Source organism: Cutibacterium sp. LaCa_89, from assembly GCF_058177555.1.
Genome location: NZ_CP190889.1, coordinates 1742313 through 1761283, shown reverse-complemented (window position 1 = coordinate 1761283; position 18971 = coordinate 1742313). Strand labels below are relative to the sequence as shown.

Here is an 18971-nt window from a genome sequence, read left to right as displayed (position 1 = left end):
CTGTCCGATCTTCGGCATTCCGGGGAATGTTGGAGTGAGCGTCGTTCTGCGAGGAGATGATGACGATGACCACGACCGTAGCTCTGACCGGTGCCAGCGTCCTGACATGCGACCGAGATGGAACCGTGCTGGCCGATCACACCGTGCTCGTTGGCGAAGACGGTTCGATCGAGGCCGTCGGACCCGCCCAGCAGCTCGCTGATCGAGCAAGGACGGCTCAGCGTCGTATTGACTGCGCGGGCAAATGGGTCATGCCGGGGCTCATCAATGCCCATGCTCACCTCGTGGCTGACGGACGTCCTCTGCCCAAAGCGTTGACGAACCCGGCGCTCGCGCGGGGGATCGTGGGGTTCTGGAGAACTCCGTTGGGGAGTCCCATGCTGCGCGAACGTGCGCGGGGATTTGCGGACGTCGAGCTCAACTCGGGTGTGACCACCCTCCGTGGCCTCGGTGAGTATGACAACGAGGCCGTTGTTTTGGGCCGGGAGAGCGAGTCCGGACAGTGGCTCGGCCCTCGCATCATGGCGTCAGGCCCACTGTTGGCCATTACGGGAGGCCATGGCGCGGAGCTGGGCGTCGCCCGGATCGTCGATGCTCCCTGGGAGGGACGCAAGGCGGTGCGTCAGAACCTGCGTCTGGGGGTTACGTCCATCAAGATTGCCGCGACCGGCGGGGTCACCGATGCGAAGGTTGTCGGGGAGGCCGGGCGTCCGCAGATGACGGTCGAGGAAATGACGGCGATCTGCGAGGAGGCTCACTCAGCTGGCGTGCTTGTCGCTGCGCATGCCCAGAGCCCTGAAGGGGTGCTGAGGTCCCTCAAGGCTGGAGTCGACACCATTGAGCACGGCTCGGCCATGACCGACGAGATCGTCGAACTGTTTCACGACAATCCCAGGTCGCTGCGAGGTTGGTCGGCTTTCGACGCCACCCTGTTGGCTGCCGCTCCTCTGGTCGAGATCGACACGGAGATCACCGGGGCCAGCGAAGTCGTCAAGGAGAATGCTCGCATCGTCCTGGACTCGATGGTTCAGGGGATTCGCGATGCGATCACGAACGATGTGGTGCTCGGATCCGGTTTGGATTCCTCGATGACCTTTGCTCCCCACTACGCCATGTGGCGTGAGCTCGACCTTGTGGTGTCGCGGGCTGGGTTGTCCCCGGCACGGGCTCTGGAGGCCGTGACCCGGGTCAATGCCAAGATGCTTGATCTGGAATCCGTGACGGGTGCGGTGGAGCCAGGGCTGTCGGCTGATCTGTTGGTGCTGGGAGCCAATCCTCTTGACGATCTCAAGGCACTTGAGGGAGTTGAGACGGTTGTCGTTAGGGGCGATGTCATTGACACCCCGACGGTGGAGAGGTTCGGCGAGATCGACGAGCTGCTCGACACCTTGCGCCGGTGACGACGTCGGCGGCGAGGCGAATAGATGGGTGACGCGGCCAGGCAGGTCGTCATGCGGGGGCCAGTTGAGCACGCGGTGCGGCTGCTGGCTCCTGCGGGGCCTGGCAGCGCGCCTTCGCTGGCGTCCAAGGGGAGTCGGCTTCCCTTTTGGCAAGAACTGGGGTGGCTAACGGGACTTGAACCCGCGACCCCCTGGACCACAACCAGGTGCTCTACCGACTGAGCTATAGCCACCATGTGCCTTCATCAGACAACCCGAGAAGAGTACCGGTTTTCGGAGTGTGAATGCAACCCGGCCTTCCCCTCCCGGTCGTCGGCGTCAGTCCCTGCCGGCTCCAGTGAGGAAGCCTTGGTACTTCGCAGCGATCTCGTCGCACCGGTTTGCGTCCGGGCCGGGGGAGGGAACCATGAGGGCTTCGCGCCAGTACATCAGCTCCTCGATCGACTCCTGGATGTCAGCGAGGGCACGGTGGTTGCCCTGCTTCTCCGGGGTGTGGCCGAAGGCGCGCGGGTACCAGCGTCGTGCCAGTTCCTTGATGGAGGAGACGTCGACATTGCGGTAGTGCACGTAGGACTCCAACTCCGGCATGTCCTTGGCCAGGAAGGAGCGGTCGGTGCCGATGGTGTTTCCGGCCAAGGGGGCCTTGCCGGCTTGCGGGATGTGGGTACGGATGTAGTCAAGCACCTGATCCTGGGCCTCGGCCATCGTCAGTCCCTTGTCGAGCTCCTCGAGGAGTCCGGACTTGGTGTGCATGCCGCGCACGAAGTCATTCATGTGCTCGAGCCATTCGGGCTCAGGCTTGATGATGACGTCCACACCCTCGCCCTGGACGTTGAGCTGCCCATCGGTGACCAGGGCGGCCACCTCGATGAGTCCGTCGTGGGCCAGGTCGAGCCCGGTCATCTCGCAATCGATCCACACCAACATGTCTTTCACGTCACAACAGACTAGTTGGTGGTGACGACATGCCACTTTTGAGCGGTTGATGAGGAAGAGGTCCTTACCGTTTGCCGCGCGGCACCCAGCGGCCCATCCAGTAGCTGCCGACCAGACCGATAATCGCTATCACGATGCTGGCTGCCGACAGCGGCCAGACCAGGGTGACGAGGGTGACGACGATCGGCCCCATCGCCGAGCCGGTGTCCGAGAGCAGTCGCCATGCAGCCAGGAACTGAGGCCGTCCGATGGCGGGAGACGCGTCGGACCCCAGGGTCATGACGATGCCGGAGCTGGCGCCATTTCCGATGCCGATGATGAGGGCGACGATGCCAATCGTCGTCGCAGTGTGGGCCAGCGGCAGGGTCAACAGTGCGACGGCCTGGATGAAGATCGACGGCACTGCCACCCACCAGCGTCCGAACTTGTCCATGAGGGCACCGCCGGGCAGGAAGAGCAGGACGTCGGCAGCCATCGACCAGGCGTAGATGAGATCCGTGGTGGCCGGGGTGAGTCCGCTCGCATGGCACCACAGCGGCAGCAGAGAGCGGCGGGCCGACCGAACGAGCATGAGGGCCGTCACTCCCAGACCAGTCGTCGAGAGGACTCTCGCGTTCTGTTTGGCGATGGTCCAGGTCGAGACCTTGTCGGGAGCTCCTTCCTCGGCGAGTTCCGGGGTGTCGACCGGTGGCAGGTCGGGCATGACGGTGGTCACGGCGGCTGCGAGCACACTGGCGATGGATGCAAATCCATATGCCCATGCCATCGAGGATTCCCGGAGGATCCATGACCCCGCCATGGGGCCGACGAACCAACCTACCCGGAATACCCCTCCCAGGGTGGACAGGGCACGGGCGCGGTAGCGATAGGGGATGGCGACCGTCAGGTAGTTCTGTCGAGCGATGCCGTAGACGGCACCGGCCATGCCATTGACGAGTACCGCGATGGCGAGCAGTCCAAGGTGATGGGCCAGCCCCATGGACCCCAGGGCCATCGCGTCGATGAGCATGGCGATGACCAAGGACCACTTCTCGCCGATCTTCGTGACCAGCCACCCTGCAGGTACGTCACCGATGATCTGGCCGATGCCGACGAGAGCGGCGATCGCGGCAGCGAGGGCAGCGGATGCACCGTTGTGAACCGCGGTGAGCGGAATGAGCGGGATTACCGCGCCGTATCCCAGGGACGACATCAATGTCGGCAGGTAGGCGGAGACGATGATTGACGACCATTTCACCGGTGGGGTCGGGGACTCGGTGCGCGTCGAATCAATCACGGAGAAAGGTTAGGACGGCGAACAAATGTGTGCAGCCTTGCTCGCCACCTGATTGGGGCGGGCTGGGTGATGGTGGCCGGATCCCGTTAGGATGTCAACCATGGCCCGGTAGCTCAGCGGATAGAGCAGCAGCCTTCTAATCTGTCGCGCGTGGGTTCGATTCCCACCCGGGCCGCCATCATCCTTCCGCGTTCCGCGGGGCGAGGAATTGACGCAGCGGAAACTGTCCCAGGTGCCCGGTAGTCTTTCAACTATGTCCTACGTTGCCCCCGCGCCCGTTGTGCGTCGTCCCTGGTGGCAGCGTCTGTTGCGTAATCCGTGGTTCTGGGTGCTGCTCGTCCTGGTGTTGGTGTCAGCTGCTTGTGTGGTTCACACCTACGTGAGCATGCATGCGGACACCGAGGTGGAGCGCGACGGCCAGAAGGGTGTCGTTCCCGGCATCACCAATCAGTCGTTCAAACTTGCCTTCCACTACGCATGGCCGACGGCAGCGGTCTGGTCGGCGATCTTCATCCTCATCGACCGTTTCAGGACCCGGCATCTTCACGTGTGGTTCCTCTGCTTCTGCTGGGGAGCGTGCATAGCGACCTGGATCAGCCTGCACGTCAACACCTGGATGGCGGGGATGCTCTCGGTGACAGGCGGGGTCGATCCGGCTTCAGGTGCAGGTCCTGCGGTGTACTCGGCTCCCTTCGTCGAGGAGTCTTGCAAGGCCATGGTGCTTTTCGGGCTGGCCGTGGTCACCGGGCGACGGATGACCTCGGTCGTTCAGACGGTCAGCGTGGCCGGGCTCTCGGCGATCGGCTTCGCCTTCGTCGAGAACATCATGTATTACGCCCGCGCTGACAACTATGCTCGCGTGACCGCCGCGGCCGGAGACCCGAAACAGGCTGTCATGGAGATGGTCATGCTGCGCGGCGTGTACACCTCCTTCGGCCATCCCCTGTTCACCAGCATGACGGGTATCGGTCTGGCTCTCGGGCTGAGATCGCGTAGCCGCCTCGTGCGGGTCCTGGCCCCGACCACCGGCTTCGTCATCGCTGTGCTGGGGCACATGCTCTTCAACGGCTTCTCCTCGGTACTGCCGATCGGCACTCTGAAGAACCTCTGGTATGTCGCCCTTGCCATCGTCGCGTCCGTCGTGGTTTTCGTGATCATCCGCATGGTGCGCGAGGGCAGGACGATTCGGAACCGTCTCGAGGACTACGTCAAGGCCGGATGGTTGCCGGAACACGATGCCGACACCCTCTCGGCGCTGCGGCGTCGTCAGTGGGCGGCTCTGGTCGCTCTCAGCCAGGGCCCGCGTCGGTGGTGGCACACGCTGGAGTTCCTGCGTACCGGCACTGATCTGGCCTATCTGCGTGACGCCGTTGTGCGAGGACTCGACGATGACCCGGGAACGCGTCAGATCCAACTCATCAATCACATGAACTCGCTGCGTCCCATGTCTGTCACCGTGGCCCGAGGCGCGAAACTGTCCAAACCGAGACTGCCCGCATTCCTCAGACGACGTCGGAACCAGCCGGTCAACAACGAGTTGCAGTGGGCACCGCCACAGGCCTGACGAGTGACCAGGAAGGATCACCATGAACACCGAGCAGATGCTGCTGTCGCTTACGGATCTGCGGCACGACCTGCGTCAGGCTGAGTTTCCCCTTGATCTGCCCGAGGCCATCACCCAGGCAGGTTTGGCTCGTCGAATTTCCAACCAGCTCAACGACTACGTCCTTCCTCGGCTGGAGACCGTCGACGCACCGCTGCTCGCCGTGGTCGGTGGGTCGACAGGTGCCGGAAAGTCCACCCTGGTCAATTCGCTGGTCGGACGAGTGGTGACACGGCCCGGCGTCATTCGTCCCACCACGACCTCTCCGGTTCTCGTCCACCACCCTGACGACGCAGCGTGGTTCGACGGTGACCGGGTGCTGCCCACGCTGGTGCGCTCCCGAGTTGCCAGCAATGACGCCTCGAGCCTCCAACTGGTCGCTGAGCCTGGGATCCCGAAAGGGTTGGCCATTTTGGACGCCCCCGACATCGATTCCGTGGTAGCGCGAAATCGCGACCTGGCTGCCCAGCTGTTGCAGGCCGCAGATCTGTGGGTCTTCGTCACCTCGGCTGCTCGCTACGCGGACGCCGTGCCCTGGGACTTCCTCAACGAGGCCCAGGAGCGACATGCCTCGGTGGCGGTGGTGTGCGACCGCGTTCCGCCGGAGGCCATGAGGGAGGTTCCCCCGGATCTCGGTCGGCTTATGACAGAGCGTGGGCTGGCCGATTCCCCGCTCTTCGCCGTGCCGGAGACCAAGACCAATGCCGATGGCCTCCTTCCTGACCAGGCCGTTTCACCGCTACGGTTCTTCCTGTCGAGCCTGGCCCAGGATCAGCAGAAGCGGCGTGAGGTCATCGCGTCCACCTTGTCCGGGGCCATCGGCTCGGTGTGCGAACGGTCGTCCTACATCGCCGCTGGCCTGGAAGCCCAGGCGGATGCCACATCCAGGCTGGCTGAGGATGCTCAGTCGATCATGGCCGAGGAGTCGCAATCGATTGCTGCGCAGTCGGCCGACGGTACCCTGCTACGAGGCGAGGTGCTGGCACGGTGGCACGAATTCGTGGGAACTGGTGAATTCATGCGGGCCATGGAGGCGAAGGTCTCGTGGCTCAGAGACCGCGTCGTCCGGGCATTCAAGGGAGCACCGCCGGAGGTCGAGAAGGTCAGTGTCGCGGTGGAATCTGGCCTGGAAAACCTCATCATCGCGGAAACCCAAGCTGGGTGTGAGCGAATCGAGGCCGTGTGGCAAGCTGACCCGGCCGGCCGCAGTGTCCTGGAACGGGCGGACGAGGATCTGGCCCGCCCGTCGCAGAGTTTTGAGGAATCCGTCTCTCGCATGGTGAGGGACTGGCAGGGCGACGTCATGGAATTGGTTGCTGGGGAGGGCATGGACAAACGATCCAAGGCCCGATTCATGGCCTTCGGCGTCAACGGGGTTTCCGTCGCACTGATGCTCGTCGTCTTCGCCCACACTGGCGGACTCTCCGGGGCGGAGGCCGGAATTGCCGGCGGCTCGGCCATCGTCGCGCAGCGGCTTCTCGAGGCCCTCTTTGGCGACGACGCGGTGCGGCGTCTGGCGAAAGTCGCCAAGGAACAGCTTGACGCCAGTGTCGAGGGGCTGCTCGCCAATGAGGTTTCGCGCTATCAAGACGTGCTCGGATCATTGGGGGTTGATGAGGAGCTGCCTGCTCGGATCCGCACCTCGATCGAGGAGGTGCGGCAGGCCCAGGAGGCGCCGGAATCTCGCGATGGCGAGGTGACGATTCGAACCCGTCCGAAGATCCGGGAGGTGGAGGCGTCCGGGGCTCCTGAACTCGGGCAGATGAGAGCTGGCATGCCCGTCCTCGACGCCGAGATCGTCGAACCGTCGGCTGTCCTGGAACCTGAGCCTCGTCAGGAGGAACGATGAGGAGACAACGCGTCGACCTTGCCGAGCGCATCGAGATGCTGAGCAAGGCGGTGGAGCTGTCTGCTGGACGTGTCCCCGACGATGTGGCAGACCATGCCCGTACGGTTCTGGATCGTGCTGACCAACGCTGCCGAATCGGTGGGGACCACACCGTCATTGCCCTTGCCGGCGCCACAGGCTCGGGGAAGTCATCCACCTTCAACGCACTGGCAGGTGCGGAACTGGCGGATCCCGGCGTGCGTCGTCCGACGACCTCGAAAGCCACGTCAGCAGTGTGGGGAAGCGAGTCGGCCGAGTCCTTGCTGGACTGGCTCGATGTCCCTCGGCGACACCACATGGGCAGCGACGATGCCCTCGACGGTCTGGTGCTGCTTGACCTGCCCGACCACGATTCGGTGCGAATCGAGCATCGCCTGGAGGTGGACCGGCTGGTCGAGATGGTCGACATGATCGTGTGGATCGTCGATCCCCAGAAATATGCCGACGCCGCTCTGCACACTCGTTATCTGGCGCCGTTAGCGACCCATTCCGAGGTCATGACGGTCATTCTCAACCAGGTTGACCGGCTCGACAAGGAGCAGCGCAAGAACTGCCTGCGCGATCTGCGTCGGCTGCTGGACTCTGAAGGCCTGGACAAGGCCAAGATCATGGCGATCTCGGCCACCACCGGTGAGGGCGTGGAAGACATGCGCGTCGCATTGGCTCGTGCCGTGCGTGCCAAGAAGGTTCAGGCAGCTCGTCTCCATGCTGACCTCGACAGCGTCTCTCAGCAATTGTCGGGGGCAACCGGTGACGAGGCAGGCCAGGTGAGCCAGGACTCCGTCGACCAATTGATCGAGGCATTGTGCACTGCCGGAGGTGTTGACCCCGTCGTTGAGGCAACCCGGGAGGCCTACCGAAAGAGAGGGCACTACGCCACTGGCTGGCCGGTCACGTCCTGGGTGTCGAAGATTCGTCAGGATCCGTTGCATCGGCTGCACCTGGACCTGGTGCCGAGGAGGAAGAAAGGGCTGTCGCGCGGGACGGAACCCACCGATGTACAGCGAAGCGCCATGACGGCACGCGTCGGCGTCGCAGGAGCCAAGGTGGACACGGCAGTGCGCTCTCTGGCGTCGGAGGCGTCCAATGGACTACCTCGTCCGTGGGCCGACTCGGTGCGGGCTGCCTCATTGTCGAACCGCAAGGACCTACCCGACGACATCGATCGAGCTGTCGCCGCCACGGATTTGGGGGTGCATCGCGGGACCGGCTGGTGGAAGTTGGTGACGGTGGTGCAGTGGATTCTCATCGTCATCGTCGTTGTCGGGGCGGCCTGGTGGCTGGTGGATGCTTTGACGGCCTACTTCCAATTCCGGGTTCCACCGGTGAGATGGCGCAACGTCCCGGTGCCGCCCCTCATCGTGGTGGGGGGCGCCGTCGCGGGGATCGTGGTGTCACTGCTGTGCCAGGTCGGTGTGCAGGTGGGGGCGCGGGCAGCTGCGCATCATGCCAGGTCTGAATTGCGGGCCAACCTCACCGAGGTGGCATGGCAATCGGTCGTCGATCCGGTCAATGTGGAGCTCGATCACCACGACGAGGTTGTCAAGATCTTGTCCAAGGCGTCCTGATCCGGGTTCGGGGCCAGTGGCGGGCCCGCGTTGTCCACAGGGCCCTCGGCAAGCGATATCGGAGTTGTCCACAGATCTGAAATTGTCTGACGGGTTTCGCGGGTCCACGACGATAACTGTGTGTGAGCGGAAAGGAGCTCACAGATGGACGCAAACGTGTCATTCACCGGAAATCTCGGTACTGACGTCGAGATGAAGACTGGCGAGGGTTGGCGGGGAGCCCGATTCCGGGTTGCTCACACTCCTCGCGTCATGAGGCAGGGGGAGTGGGTTGACGGGACGACGACGTGGCTGTCGGTGCACGTCTACGGGCGTCTCGCGGACAACTGCGCCGCCTCCTTGCACAAGGGGGATCCGGTCATGGTGACCGGACGACTACGTACCCGTAACTGGATCGACGACGAGGGCTCCCACGCGCAACTCATCGTGGTCGCGAGCAATGTCGGACCAGATCTGTCTCGAGTGTCGGCGGTGTGCCGCCGTCCCGAGAAACGAGCCGAGGCGCCGCTGGACGACGATCGCGTGCTGCGCTTCCAGGAATCACACGATGCGGTTGACGGCGACGAGATCGACGACGTCGAATTGGTCGGTTCCTGAAGTCCGAGGTGATCCATCGGGAATGAGTTGGTGACGGGGTCGTTACAACGACTGGCATACTGTGCAACGGTCGGTGAAGTGCCGGCCGCCCCGTTCCCGCAGATTCTGGAGGAGTGCCGATGGCCGAGTTCATCTACACCATGCACAACGTCCGAAAGGCGGTGGGTGACAAGGTTATTCTCGACAATGTCACGCTGTCGTTCTTCCCGGGCGCCAAGATTGGTGTTGTCGGACCGAACGGCGCTGGTAAGTCGACGATGCTCAAGCTGATGGCTGGGCTCGACAAGCCGAACAACGGTGACGCCAACCTCGCCAAGGGAGCCACAGTCGGAATCCTGCTCCAGGAGCCCCCGCTCACCGAGGACAAGACGGTTCGCGAGAACGTCGAGGAGGCCGTCGGCGACATCAAGGCGAAGCTCGCACGGTTCGAGGAGGTTTCGGCCGAGATGGCCAACCCGGACGCCGACTTCGACGCCCTCATGGCCGAGATGGGCGAGCTGCAAACCGAGCTCGACAACGCCAACGCCTGGGACATCGACACCCGCCTCGAGCAGGCGATGGATGCCTTGCAGTGCCCTCCCGGCGACACCCCGGTCGACGTGCTCTCCGGTGGTGAGCGTCGTCGCGTCGCCCTGTGCAAGCTCCTCATCGAGCAGCCTGACCTGCTGCTCCTCGACGAGCCCACCAACCACCTGGACGCCGAGTCCGTCAACTGGCTGGAGGGCCACCTCAAGTCTTACCCAGGTGCCGTCCTGGCCGTCACCCACGACCGTTACTTCCTTGACCACGTGGCCGAGTGGATCTGTGAGGTCGACCGCGGTCAGCTGCACCCCTACGAGGGTAACTACTCGACTTATCTGGACACCAAGCGCAAGCGTCTCCAGATCGAGGGCAAGAAGGACGCCAAGCGCGCCAAGATCCTCGAGAAGGAGCTGGACTGGGTGCGCTCCTCGCCGAAGGCTCGCCAGGCCAAGAACAAGGCCCGTCTGGCCCGTTACGAGGAGCTGGCTGCCGAGGCCGAGCGCAACCGCAAGATCGACACCGCCGAGATCAACATCCCGCCGGGCCCGCGCCTTGGCAACGTCGTGCTGGAGGCAAACCACCTCACCAAGGGGTTCGGCGACCGTGTCCTCATCAAGGACCTGTCCTTCACCCTGCCGCGAGCCGGCATCGTCGGCGTCATCGGCCCGAACGGTGTTGGAAAGACGACCCTGTTCAAGACCATCGTCGGACTGGAGAAGGCCGATTCCGGCGACCTCAAGGTCGGCGAGACAGTCAGCTTCTCCTACGTCGACCAGAACCGTACTGGCATCGACCCGGAGAAGAACGTCTGGGAGGTCGTCTCCGACGGACTGGACTACATCAAGGTCGCCAACTTTGAGGAACCCTCGAGGGCCTATGTGGCGAGCTTCGGCTTCAAGGGACCGGACCAGCAGAAGAAGTCCGGTGTGCTTTCCGGCGGTGAGCGCAACCGCCTGAACCTGGCCCTGACCCTCAAGCAGGGCGGCAACGTCCTCCTGCTCGATGAGCCGACCAACGACCTGGATGTCGAGACCCTCTCGAGCCTCGAGGACGCCCTCCTGGAGTTCCCGGGATGTGCCGTGGTCGTCTCCCACGACCGCTGGTTCCTCGACCGCATCGCCACCCACATCCTGGCCTGGGAGGGCGAGGACGAGGACGGTGTACCGCGCTGGTTCTGGTTCGAGGGCAACTTCGCCGACTACGAGGTCAACAAGATCGAGCGCCTCGGGCCGGAGGCGGCTCGTCCACATGCCTCGAAGCATCGTCGACTCACTCGTGACTGAGCGGTGACACACTGGTGAAGAGTCAATGAACTCTTCCTGTTGGCACCGTTCACGGCGCCGGCTCATTGCTATAACGCTGTTATGGGTCGGCGTCGTTATGTTCCCACCGTCGTCATCGCTTTTGTCTCCGCGGTGTGTCTGGCCGTCACAGGATGCTCAATGGGCTCCTTGACGTCCCGTGACCCGAGTGCGCCTGAGGCCGCAGAGGCAACGGGTCCGGCGGTTCTCCGTATCGTCGCTGGGTCTGAGCAGAAGACGGTGCTCGAAACCATCGTCGGTCCGTGGTGCAAGGACAAGGGGTACACCTGTACGTGGAAGCTCAAGGGATCGGTTGATCAGGCCCGTGACCTCCAGGCTGGGCAGGTCGAGGCCGATGCCTACTGGTTCGCATCCTCGGTGTTCTCCCAGCTCGCCAACACCAAGCACGTCCTCAGCGACGTCAAGCCGATGTTCCTCACACCGGTCGTCTACGCCGGGTACAAGCCGGTGATGGACAGGCTTGGCCTCGTCGGGAAGGACGTCACCGCAGTCCAGATCATCGACAGCCTCGAATCCGGCAAGGCCAAGGTGTGGGCAACCAACCCGACCCAGTCGAATTCCGGTGCCACGGTCCTGTTCAGCTTCCTCAACCACTTCGCAGGCAACCCACCTGGTCAGGCCCTGACAGCGACTCAGCTCAAGGATCCCAAGGTTGTCGAGGGCATGAAGAAGTTCTTCAATGCCATGGATCGCACCCCTCCTTCCACCGGCACCATGACCAGTCAGTGCGTCAAGGAGCCCAACCTCTGCCAGACGATGTTCACCTACGAGGACCTCGTCATTGAGGAGAACCAGAAGTTGGTCAGGGAGGGGAAGGACCCTCTCTACGTCGCCTATCCACGCGGTGCTCTGGCGATCTCGGATGCTCCACTCGGTTTCGTGGACCATGGTCAGGCCAATGCCGAGGAACATCACAAGATCTTCACCGAGCTGCAGAACTACCTGCTCGAGGACGATGCCGCACTGAAGAAGTTGGCCGCCATCGGACGGCGTCCGGGCAATGGTGTCGGCCTGTCCATGAGCAACGCCGACACCAAGGTCTTCAATCCTGACTGGGGTATCAAGACCACCCTCAAGGAGCAGGGAGTCACCTTCCCCAGTTCCGAGGTGATCGACCAAGCTCTGGACAATTACCACTCCCTGTACCGCAAGCCGGTGAACACCTACTACTGCCTCGACGGGTCCGGATCGATGGACAGCAATGGCGGCTGGGACGGCGTCAAGGATGCGGCGAGGGCATTGTTTGATCCCGCCGAGGCCAAGCGCAACAGGCTGCAAACAGCGGAGAAGGACGTCACCACGGTTGCGATCTTCAACAGGAACCTTACCGCCGGACCATGGACGGTCACCGGCAATGACCCCAGCAAACTCACCGATCTGCGCGAGAAGATTGACGGTTACGACCCTCATGGCGGAACGAACATGTACACCTGCCTCGACCGTGCAGTTCAACAACTGTCGACGTTCTCGGTGAGCAAGAAGCTGATCGTTGTCATGTCCGACGGTCAGTCCGAGGACGATTCGCGAGACCCGTCCATCGATGCGCTCAGGAAGGCGCACATCCCCGTCGTGACGATCGCCTTTGGAAAGAGTGCTTCGCCCGGACAGCTTCAAGAGGTCGCGAAGGCCAGTGGTGGTAGCTACGTGAGCAACGAGAACATGGTGTCGGCATTGCGGGAAGCTGCGGGATACAAGTGAGTCGACGACGCGCCCGTACCGTCGCCTCCGTGGCCGCCCTGGCTGCGATCGCCGTGGTCTTCATCGTCATGATGATCCTTCTTGACGGAGCCGCGACGGTCCCTCGTCTGGCCATCTCGACCGGCTTGGCCATCGCCACCGCAGTTGGTGTCAGCCTGGTCATGTGGCGCTCCCCGGCCCAAATTAGCGACGACTCCTACAACGACGATGCCGAGGACAAGGTGAGGTCATGTCGTCGGATTGTCGACGAGATCAGCAGTCAAGGTCACTCCTTGCACTCGGCGTCCATGAAGTCACTGGTGCAGCAGATCTCCAAGGTTGTTCCGGATCTGTTGGATCGGGTGAAGCGGGCGTCGCCGTCATCCCTGTATTCCTCGGCCAGCCAGCTGGAAGGGCACCTGCGCTCACTGTCGGGGGTGGTGAGCACCTACTGCGACGTTGAGGAGCATCCGTCCTACTACAAGCAGCCTGACGAGGTGTTGCTGGAAGGGGAGCAGGCGACGCGGCGATTCCTTGACTTCGCCGTCGACTCGATCCGACTCATCAACCAGGGTGATTTGGCGGAATACCGCGCAAATCTCGCGACCGTCGCCCCGCCTGAAATGCCCGTTCTCGCCATCGAGGAGAAATGATGTCCAAACCACGTTTCATCATCGGGGTCGTCATCCTGCTCCTCGTGTGCGTCGTCGGGGGAGCGTCGTACCTGTACCTGCGACCGGACTCATCTTCGTCTGCCGGTAGTGGCAAGGCGACGTCGTCGTCCGAGATCACCGAGATCAAGTGTGCCGGTGGTTCGGAGAAGACCGAACTCATGGCCGACCCCGAAGTCACCAAGGTGCTCGCCGACAAGTACCACCTCAAGCTCGAGTTCGTGCCGATGGGCTCCTACTCCCAGGTCCAGATGCCGACCGATGACATCAAGAAGGGCGGATACAACTGTCTATGGCCCTCCAGCGCTTCGGCACAGCGGATCTTCGAGGCCGACCATCTCGGCCAGTTCTCCGGATACCGTGCCCAGACGGTCCTGCAATCCCCTGAGGTGGTGTACTCCGGTCCGGAGGCGACGGCCGCGTTACAGCGCGCCAAGGTCGTCACCAAGGTCGACAATCATTACGAGTTCGACATCAAGGCCTTCCTACTTGACCACGCCACGAAGAGCACCACGTGGCAGAAGCTCAAGGCCGGGAATCTGGCCGGTCCGGTGCGAATCCGTAGCACCGATGCTCGAAGCTCCAACTCCGGATTCACCATGATGCAGCTCGAACTGACGATCCTGGCCACCAAGGACAGCACCTCGTCGCCGACCTTGGCCCAGGCCAAGGCGGTATTGCCGCAGATGAGGCAGCTGTACGCGACCTCGGGTCTGCAGGCAGCCAGTTCCGAGAATGGCTTCAGCCAGTGGCTCACCCAGGGCGGTGAGTACGCGGCCCCGCTGTTCGCCGGGTACGAGAACCAGATCATCCAGCTGGCGGCCACCAATTCGAACTCGAAGGAGATCCTCAAGGATGTCACGGTGCTGTACCCCAGCCCGACGATCTACTCGGATCACCCGATCCTGGCATTGGACACGGACGGCCGGAGGCTCATCAGCGCCATGCGTGACGACGAGATTCAGAAGATCGCGTGGAAGAAATACGGTTTCCGATCCACGACGAATGCTGGGATAAACACCACGTCAACCTTCAAGGACTTGCCTCTCGCGTCACGGGTGCGGACCATTCCCGCCACCAACGCGGACGTAACTCAGGCCCTGATGTCCTGCCTCACTGACGCCAAGAAGTGTTCCTGAATACAACCACGAGAACAGCACCACCGAAAGGTTGACCATGTCCGAGATGTCGATCGATTTCAATGCCTTGGCGGGAGCTGAGACTCCTGACAGGGGAGCGGCCGAGTCCAGTGTGGGAGAACTCGCCGTCCAAGCCGCGCAGGGGGCTGAGCCCGGTCACACCCTCTCATGTTTGGCCATGCTCACTCCTGAGCAGCAGGAGGCGGCGAGAAAGGTGGCTGCACAGCAGTTTCCGCACCTGCTCGCTGACACCGATGCGCTGGGGACCTTCGGCGACCAGGCGCTGTCAGCCGTCAATAGCCAGGTGAATCGGATCTTCCAGGAGGTCGGCCCGGTGCAGATTCCCGAGCTGACCTCGATCATGAACGAGATCAACGACCGGATGCGTGCCTTCCGCCGCAACTATGACCCGAGCCTCAACCGCGAGGTGCGCGAGACGTTCGACAAGTTCGCCGACGCCGTCAAGGGAATCTTCCGACGTGGCCGCGACATCGTCGAGATGCTCTTCGAGGAGGCTCGCTCGGTCGATCAGCAGCTTGACCGCATTGCCGGGCAGCTCGCCACCAAGCAGCACGAGCTGCGTCGCAACGTCGTGTTGTGTGACGAGCTCTACCAGGCCAACGAGGCCTCGATCGCCCAACTCGTCGGCGCCATCGCCGTGATGGAGGCCATACTCGACGAGGCTGCCAAGGCGCAGGCTGCGATCGTCGTCGAGCCGTCTGCCCCAGATGGCCGTGCCAAGCAGGAGGAGAGGGCTCGGATCACCGAATTCATGACGGCGATGCAAACGCGCATCAACGAGTTCCAGCAGCGTCTGTTCGTGGCATGGTCGACCAGCCCGCAGATTCGCAACATCCGCGCCCTGCACTACGGGCTCGGCCAGCGTCTGGCCCTCATGGTCAACCTCACCATCCCGACGATGAAGCTCACCATCGCCCAGTGGGGTCTGCTGCTCGAGGCCCAGCAGGCCGCAGGTATGCAGAAGGCCGTCGCCGAGGGTGCCAACGAGGTGCTATCGGCCTATGCCGCGGCTTCTGGACAGACCGTTGGCGAGATCTCCCGCACGATGCAGACCCCGACCCTGGATCCGCAGACGATCCTCGACGTCGCTGAGTCCCTTGATCAGCAGGCCACCGGTCTGGAGGACGCGGTTCGTTACGGCGAGTCGGCTCGTCAGGAGGTGGTCGCCGCGATCCTCGTCGCCCAGTCGAGCATCGCCAGGACCTCTGCCGACCTGGACAAGACGGTCGCCGAACTAGTCGTCAAGTCGGCGAACAAGGTTGAGCTTCCTCCCGCACCACACCTGCCCGAGGCTGTCATGGCCCAAGTGCCCACCGAGAAGAAGTCTGCGGTCGTCGCGATCACCGCGTGAGCTCTGCGTGAGGTAGGGCTCAGGCCGGGCCAATGGTGGTCCGGCCGACTTGTCGTGTGGCCCCTGCCGCGTTGTGTCCTTTCGACGTCGTGCCGTCAGCGTGTTGCGTGGGACGGCAGGTGCGAGGCAAACAGTTCCGAGAAGGTGAGGGCCCGTCGTCCCGTCAGGTCAGAAGTCTGGCGCCGGCAGGAGAATCCGTCGGCCACGATGATGGCCTGCTGGCCGGCGTCCTCGATGGCCGGGAGGAGGTCGTGCTGGGCAACCTTCACCGAGAAGTCGTAATGACCGTTCTCGACGCCGAAGTTTCCGGCGTAACCGCAGCAACCGCCGACCACCGTGACCTTCGCCCCCGCAGCCTCGAGCAGGCGCTTGTCCGGGCCAAATCCGAGGATCGACGCATGGTGGCAGTGGGGCTGGGCGACAACAGTGTGGCCGGCCAGGGAGGGCGGGACCCAGTTCGCTGCCTCCAGCATCTCAGCGACGGTGTGCATGTTCCGGGCGACGCGACCAACCCGTGGATCGTCCGGAAGGAGGCGTAGGGCGTCGTCGCGCCAGACGGTCGTGCAGGACGGTTCCAACCCAACGACCGGGATGTTGGCGTCGGCCAGGGGAGCCAGCACCGCCAGTCCTGCGCGCAGCCGGCGACGAGCGCCGTTGAGCTGGCCAGTGGTGATCCAGGTCAACCCACAGCAGACGTCATCGGAAAGGACCTTCGGGCGGTAGCCGGCGTCGGCCAATACCGTGACGACGGCGGGGAGGTCCGAGCCTTCCAACATGTCGGAGAAGGAATCCACCCAAATGACGACGTCTCCCCTGTCCCCGCTGCGGCGAGTCGGTGAGGTCGATCCGGTTGAGGGGGTTTTGGTAGCAGGCGAGGTCGGAGTTTCCTGATCCGCCACGATGGTTCGGGCTGAGGTCGCCTGCTTGCTGGCCAGTCTGGACGAGGGCTGGAACCGGGGAAGCGGACGGCGCTGATCGACACCGGCCGTCCATCGGGCCAGGTGAGCGAAGGGTGAGACCGCCAGTACCTTGTTGGCCAGGGCAGGCGCTCCCGGGATGCGGTTGAGAAGGCGCTCCCAGAGAGGAAGCAGGCCCATGGTCACGTGGGAGCGGGGGCGAAGCCGGTGGCGGTACTTCTCGTTGAGGACCGTGCTGCGGTAGCTGGCCATGTCGATTCCGGTAGGGCAGTCGCGGGCACATCCCTTGCATGCCATACAGAGGTCGAGGGCGCGTTCCACCTCGGGGGAGTCCCAACCGTCGATGAGGGTGCCATTGACCATCTCCTTGAGGACGCTGGCGCGGCCTCGGGTGGAGTCCACCTCGAGCCCGGAGGCCTGGTACGAGGGGCACATCACCGCGCTTGGGGCAGTGTGGGCGACGCACTTTCCGACTCCGGTGCAGCGATGGACGTCGGCGGCGAATTCAGGATGGGAAATGGTGATCGCGGAAAGAGCTGATTCGTGGGTTCGGATATTGGTCTCGAGCGGTGCGGGATCGACGAGAATCCCCGGGTTGAACACGTTGTCCGGGTCGAGGATCGCCTTGACCTTGCCGAAGAGGCTCAGGGCATCAGGGGAGTACATCGTGTCCAACAGGGCCGAGCGTGCCCGGCCGTCGCCGTGCTCACCGGAGACTGACCCACCATGCCGTGCGACCAGTTGCGCCGCCTCGGTGACGAAGGAGCGGTAGCGCTGGGGTCCGTCGGACTGATCGAGGGGGAAGTCGATGCGGCAGTGCAGGCATCCCTCGCCGAAGTGGCCGTAAGGCAGGCCATGGAGACCGTGGTCCTCCAACAAGGACTCGAAGTCGCGGAGGTAGGCACCGAGGTCGGCAGCGGGAACGGCCGAATCCTCCCACCCGGCCCAGGCGGGCTTGTCGAGGCTGACGCCGGCCAACCCTGCTCCGTCAGCACGGATTTTCCAGAGGGCCGCGGCCTGTACTGGATCGGAGACCACCCAGCCATCGAGGCATCCGCTGGCAGCGACCATGTCTTTGGCTCGCGATGCCACCTCGGCCTCGTCATCGCCGCGAAGCTCCACGAACATCCAGCCGTCGCCACGCGGGAGATCGGGAACCGGGCGTCCTGCCCGGGAGACCACGTCGACGATCCGTCGCCCGAATCCTTCGCAAGCGACGGGGGAGAAGGGCAACAAGGCCGTGACGGCATCGGCGGCCTCGGGCATTGATGGGTAGCCCAGTGCCGCCGTCAATCCGTAGGGAGCTTCGCGGACGAGCCGGACCGTCGTCTTCGTGACGATGCCCAAGGTAGCTTCTGTGCCCGCGATGAAGGCGGGCAAATTGCGACCACGCTCGGGTAGCAGCCACTCCATGGAGTACCCGGAAACTTGGCGGGAGAAGGTCGCGAATTCGGTCCGGATGGTCGCAAGGTTCGCGTCTGCCAGATCACCCAGGCGTTCCGCGAAAGGAGTCGTGAGGTCCCCGGGGCGGAGGGTCGTGACGTGGCCGTCAGCAGTGAGGAGGTCAAGGTCGACGATGTTGTCCCCGGTACGTCCGTACCCCAAGGCCCGCGGTCCGCAGGCGTTGTTTCCGATCATCCCGCCGATGGTGCAGCGAGTCGATGTGGAGGGGTCCGGGCCAAACCGCAATTGATGGGGAGCTCCGGCATGTTGAAGCCAGTCCTGGACCACACCCGGCTCGACGACTGCGGTAGCCGATTCGGGATCGAGGGAAAGGATGCGGTTGAGGTGCGCCGAGGTATTGATGATGAGTCCGGTTCCAACGGCATTGCCAGCACATGTCGTACCGGCGCCACGGGTTGTCACGGGTAGCCCGACGTGACTGGCTGCCGTGACCAAGGCACAGAGCTCGTCAGTACTTCGTGGATGGGCAACTGCGGCAGGGACAACGCGGTAGATCGAGGCATCGGAGGAGTACAGGGCGCGCGCCAGCCGGGAATCGTCCAGGATTTCTACGGCAGAGGCGTCCAGACCCCTCAGGGTTGAGTGAAAGTCCTGAAGAATGTCCGTGGTGGCCGTCATG

13 protein-coding genes and 2 tRNA genes are annotated in these 18971 nt (G+C 63.4%); 11 read left to right on the top strand and 4 right to left on the bottom strand.

Annotation, left to right across the window (positions count from 1 at the left end; all coding sequences use genetic code 11):
- Positions 1–65: 65 nt before the first annotated feature.
- A complete protein-coding gene (locus ACP8LP_RS08100; protein WP_462575157.1) occupies positions 66–1400 on the top strand; it encodes an amidohydrolase family protein in 1335 nt (444 codons plus the stop codon).
- A 157-nt stretch (positions 1401–1557) separates the two neighbouring features.
- On the opposite strand, the gene ACP8LP_RS08095 is transcribed toward ACP8LP_RS08100, so the two are convergent.
- From ACP8LP_RS08095 to ACP8LP_RS08085, 3 genes are all read right to left on the bottom strand, one after another.
- Positions 1558–1633: transfer RNA gene (locus ACP8LP_RS08095), tRNA-His, on the bottom strand.
- Between the two features lie 85 nt (positions 1634–1718).
- Positions 1719–2327: an oligoribonuclease gene (gene orn / locus ACP8LP_RS08090; protein ID WP_021107717.1), complete on the bottom strand. Its 609-nt coding sequence runs from the start codon at positions 2325–2327 to the stop codon at positions 1719–1721.
- Positions 2328–2400: 73 nt separating this feature from the next.
- Positions 2401–3573 (bottom strand): MFS transporter, encoded by a 1173-nt coding sequence (locus tag ACP8LP_RS08085; protein WP_200860639.1) that lies wholly within the window; start codon positions 3571–3573, stop codon positions 2401–2403.
- Positions 3574–3714: 141 nt separating this feature from the next.
- On the opposite strand from ACP8LP_RS08085, the gene ACP8LP_RS08080 reads away from it, so the two are divergent.
- From ACP8LP_RS08080 to ACP8LP_RS08035, 10 genes are all read left to right on the top strand, one after another.
- A tRNA-Arg gene (locus tag ACP8LP_RS08080) sits at positions 3715–3790 on the top strand.
- Positions 3791–3865: 75 nt separating this feature from the next.
- Positions 3866–5176: a PrsW family intramembrane metalloprotease gene (locus tag ACP8LP_RS08075; RefSeq protein WP_063280076.1), complete on the top strand. Its 1311-nt coding sequence runs from the start codon at positions 3866–3868 to the stop codon at positions 5174–5176.
- Positions 5177–5198: 22 nt separating this feature from the next.
- A complete protein-coding gene (locus ACP8LP_RS08070) occupies positions 5199–7064 on the top strand; it encodes a GTPase family protein (protein ID WP_063280077.1) in 1866 nt (621 codons plus the stop codon).
- Positions 7061–8671 carry a YfjP family GTPase gene (locus ACP8LP_RS08065; protein WP_063280078.1) on the top strand — a complete coding sequence of 537 codons (1611 nt, stop codon included), beginning with the start codon at positions 7061–7063 and terminating at the stop codon, positions 8669–8671. Before ACP8LP_RS08070 ends, ACP8LP_RS08065 begins: the two co-directional genes overlap by 4 nt.
- Before the next feature lie 144 nt (positions 8672–8815).
- Entirely contained in the window at positions 8816–9268 is a 453-nt protein-coding gene (locus tag ACP8LP_RS08060) for a single-stranded DNA-binding protein (RefSeq protein ID WP_016665851.1), read from the top strand.
- 119 nt (positions 9269–9387) lie between these two features.
- Positions 9388–11073 (top strand): energy-dependent translational throttle protein EttA, encoded by a 1686-nt coding sequence (ettA, locus tag ACP8LP_RS08055; protein WP_016665850.1) that lies wholly within the window; start codon positions 9388–9390, stop codon positions 11071–11073.
- An 81-nt stretch (positions 11074–11154) separates the two neighbouring features.
- The gene (locus ACP8LP_RS08050) at positions 11155–12810 is read left to right on the top strand and encodes a vWA domain-containing protein (protein ID WP_036975385.1); all 1656 of its coding nucleotides are present in this window, start codon (positions 11155–11157) and stop codon (positions 12808–12810) included.
- Positions 12807–13442, top strand: coding sequence for a hypothetical protein (locus ACP8LP_RS08045; protein ID WP_016665848.1), 636 nt, complete (start codon positions 12807–12809; stop codon positions 13440–13442). The genes ACP8LP_RS08050 and ACP8LP_RS08045 overlap by 4 nt, the downstream gene beginning before the upstream one ends.
- Positions 13442–14599, top strand: coding sequence for a hypothetical protein (locus ACP8LP_RS08040; RefSeq protein WP_016665847.1), 1158 nt, complete (start codon positions 13442–13444; stop codon positions 14597–14599). The genes ACP8LP_RS08045 and ACP8LP_RS08040 overlap by 1 nt, the downstream gene beginning before the upstream one ends.
- A 46-nt stretch (positions 14600–14645) precedes the next feature.
- Positions 14646–15971 carry a toxic anion resistance protein gene (locus ACP8LP_RS08035; protein ID WP_252906155.1) on the top strand — a complete coding sequence of 442 codons (1326 nt, stop codon included), beginning with the start codon at positions 14646–14648 and terminating at the stop codon, positions 15969–15971.
- Positions 15972–16066: 95 nt separating this feature from the next.
- Here the strand turns inward: ACP8LP_RS08035 and ACP8LP_RS08030 are convergent, their stop codons facing one another.
- Positions 16067–18970: an FAD-binding and (Fe-S)-binding domain-containing protein gene (locus ACP8LP_RS08030; protein ID WP_016665845.1), complete on the bottom strand. Its 2904-nt coding sequence runs from the start codon at positions 18968–18970 to the stop codon at positions 16067–16069.
- Between the last annotated feature and the right edge of the window lies 1 nt (position 18971).

Bases quoted from the DNA above. Each gene is read 5' to 3' on its own strand.
- ACP8LP_RS08100 (WP_462575157.1), top strand. From the start codon at position 66: ATGACCACGACCGTAGCTCTGACCGGTGCCAGCGTCCTGACATGCGAC.
- ACP8LP_RS08050 (WP_036975385.1), top strand. From the start codon at position 11,155: ATGGGTCGGCGTCGTTATGTTCCCACCGTCGTCATCGCTTTTGTCTCC.
- ACP8LP_RS08030 (WP_016665845.1), bottom strand. From the start codon at position 18,970: ATGACGGCCACCACGGACATTCTTCAGGACTTTCACTCAACCCTGAGG.
- orn (WP_021107717.1), bottom strand. From the start codon at position 2,327: ATGTTGGTGTGGATCGATTGCGAGATGACCGGGCTCGACCTGGCCCAC.
- ACP8LP_RS08040 (WP_016665847.1), top strand. From the start codon at position 13,442: ATGTCCAAACCACGTTTCATCATCGGGGTCGTCATCCTGCTCCTCGTG.
- ettA (WP_016665850.1), top strand. From the start codon at position 9,388: ATGGCCGAGTTCATCTACACCATGCACAACGTCCGAAAGGCGGTGGGT.
- ACP8LP_RS08035 (WP_252906155.1), top strand. From the start codon at position 14,646: ATGTCGATCGATTTCAATGCCTTGGCGGGAGCTGAGACTCCTGACAGG.
- ACP8LP_RS08075 (WP_063280076.1), top strand. From the start codon at position 3,866: ATGTCCTACGTTGCCCCCGCGCCCGTTGTGCGTCGTCCCTGGTGGCAG.
- ACP8LP_RS08070 (WP_063280077.1), top strand. From the start codon at position 5,199: ATGAACACCGAGCAGATGCTGCTGTCGCTTACGGATCTGCGGCACGAC.
- ACP8LP_RS08060 (WP_016665851.1), top strand. From the start codon at position 8,816: ATGGACGCAAACGTGTCATTCACCGGAAATCTCGGTACTGACGTCGAG.
- ACP8LP_RS08065 (WP_063280078.1), top strand. From the start codon at position 7,061: ATGAGGAGACAACGCGTCGACCTTGCCGAGCGCATCGAGATGCTGAGC.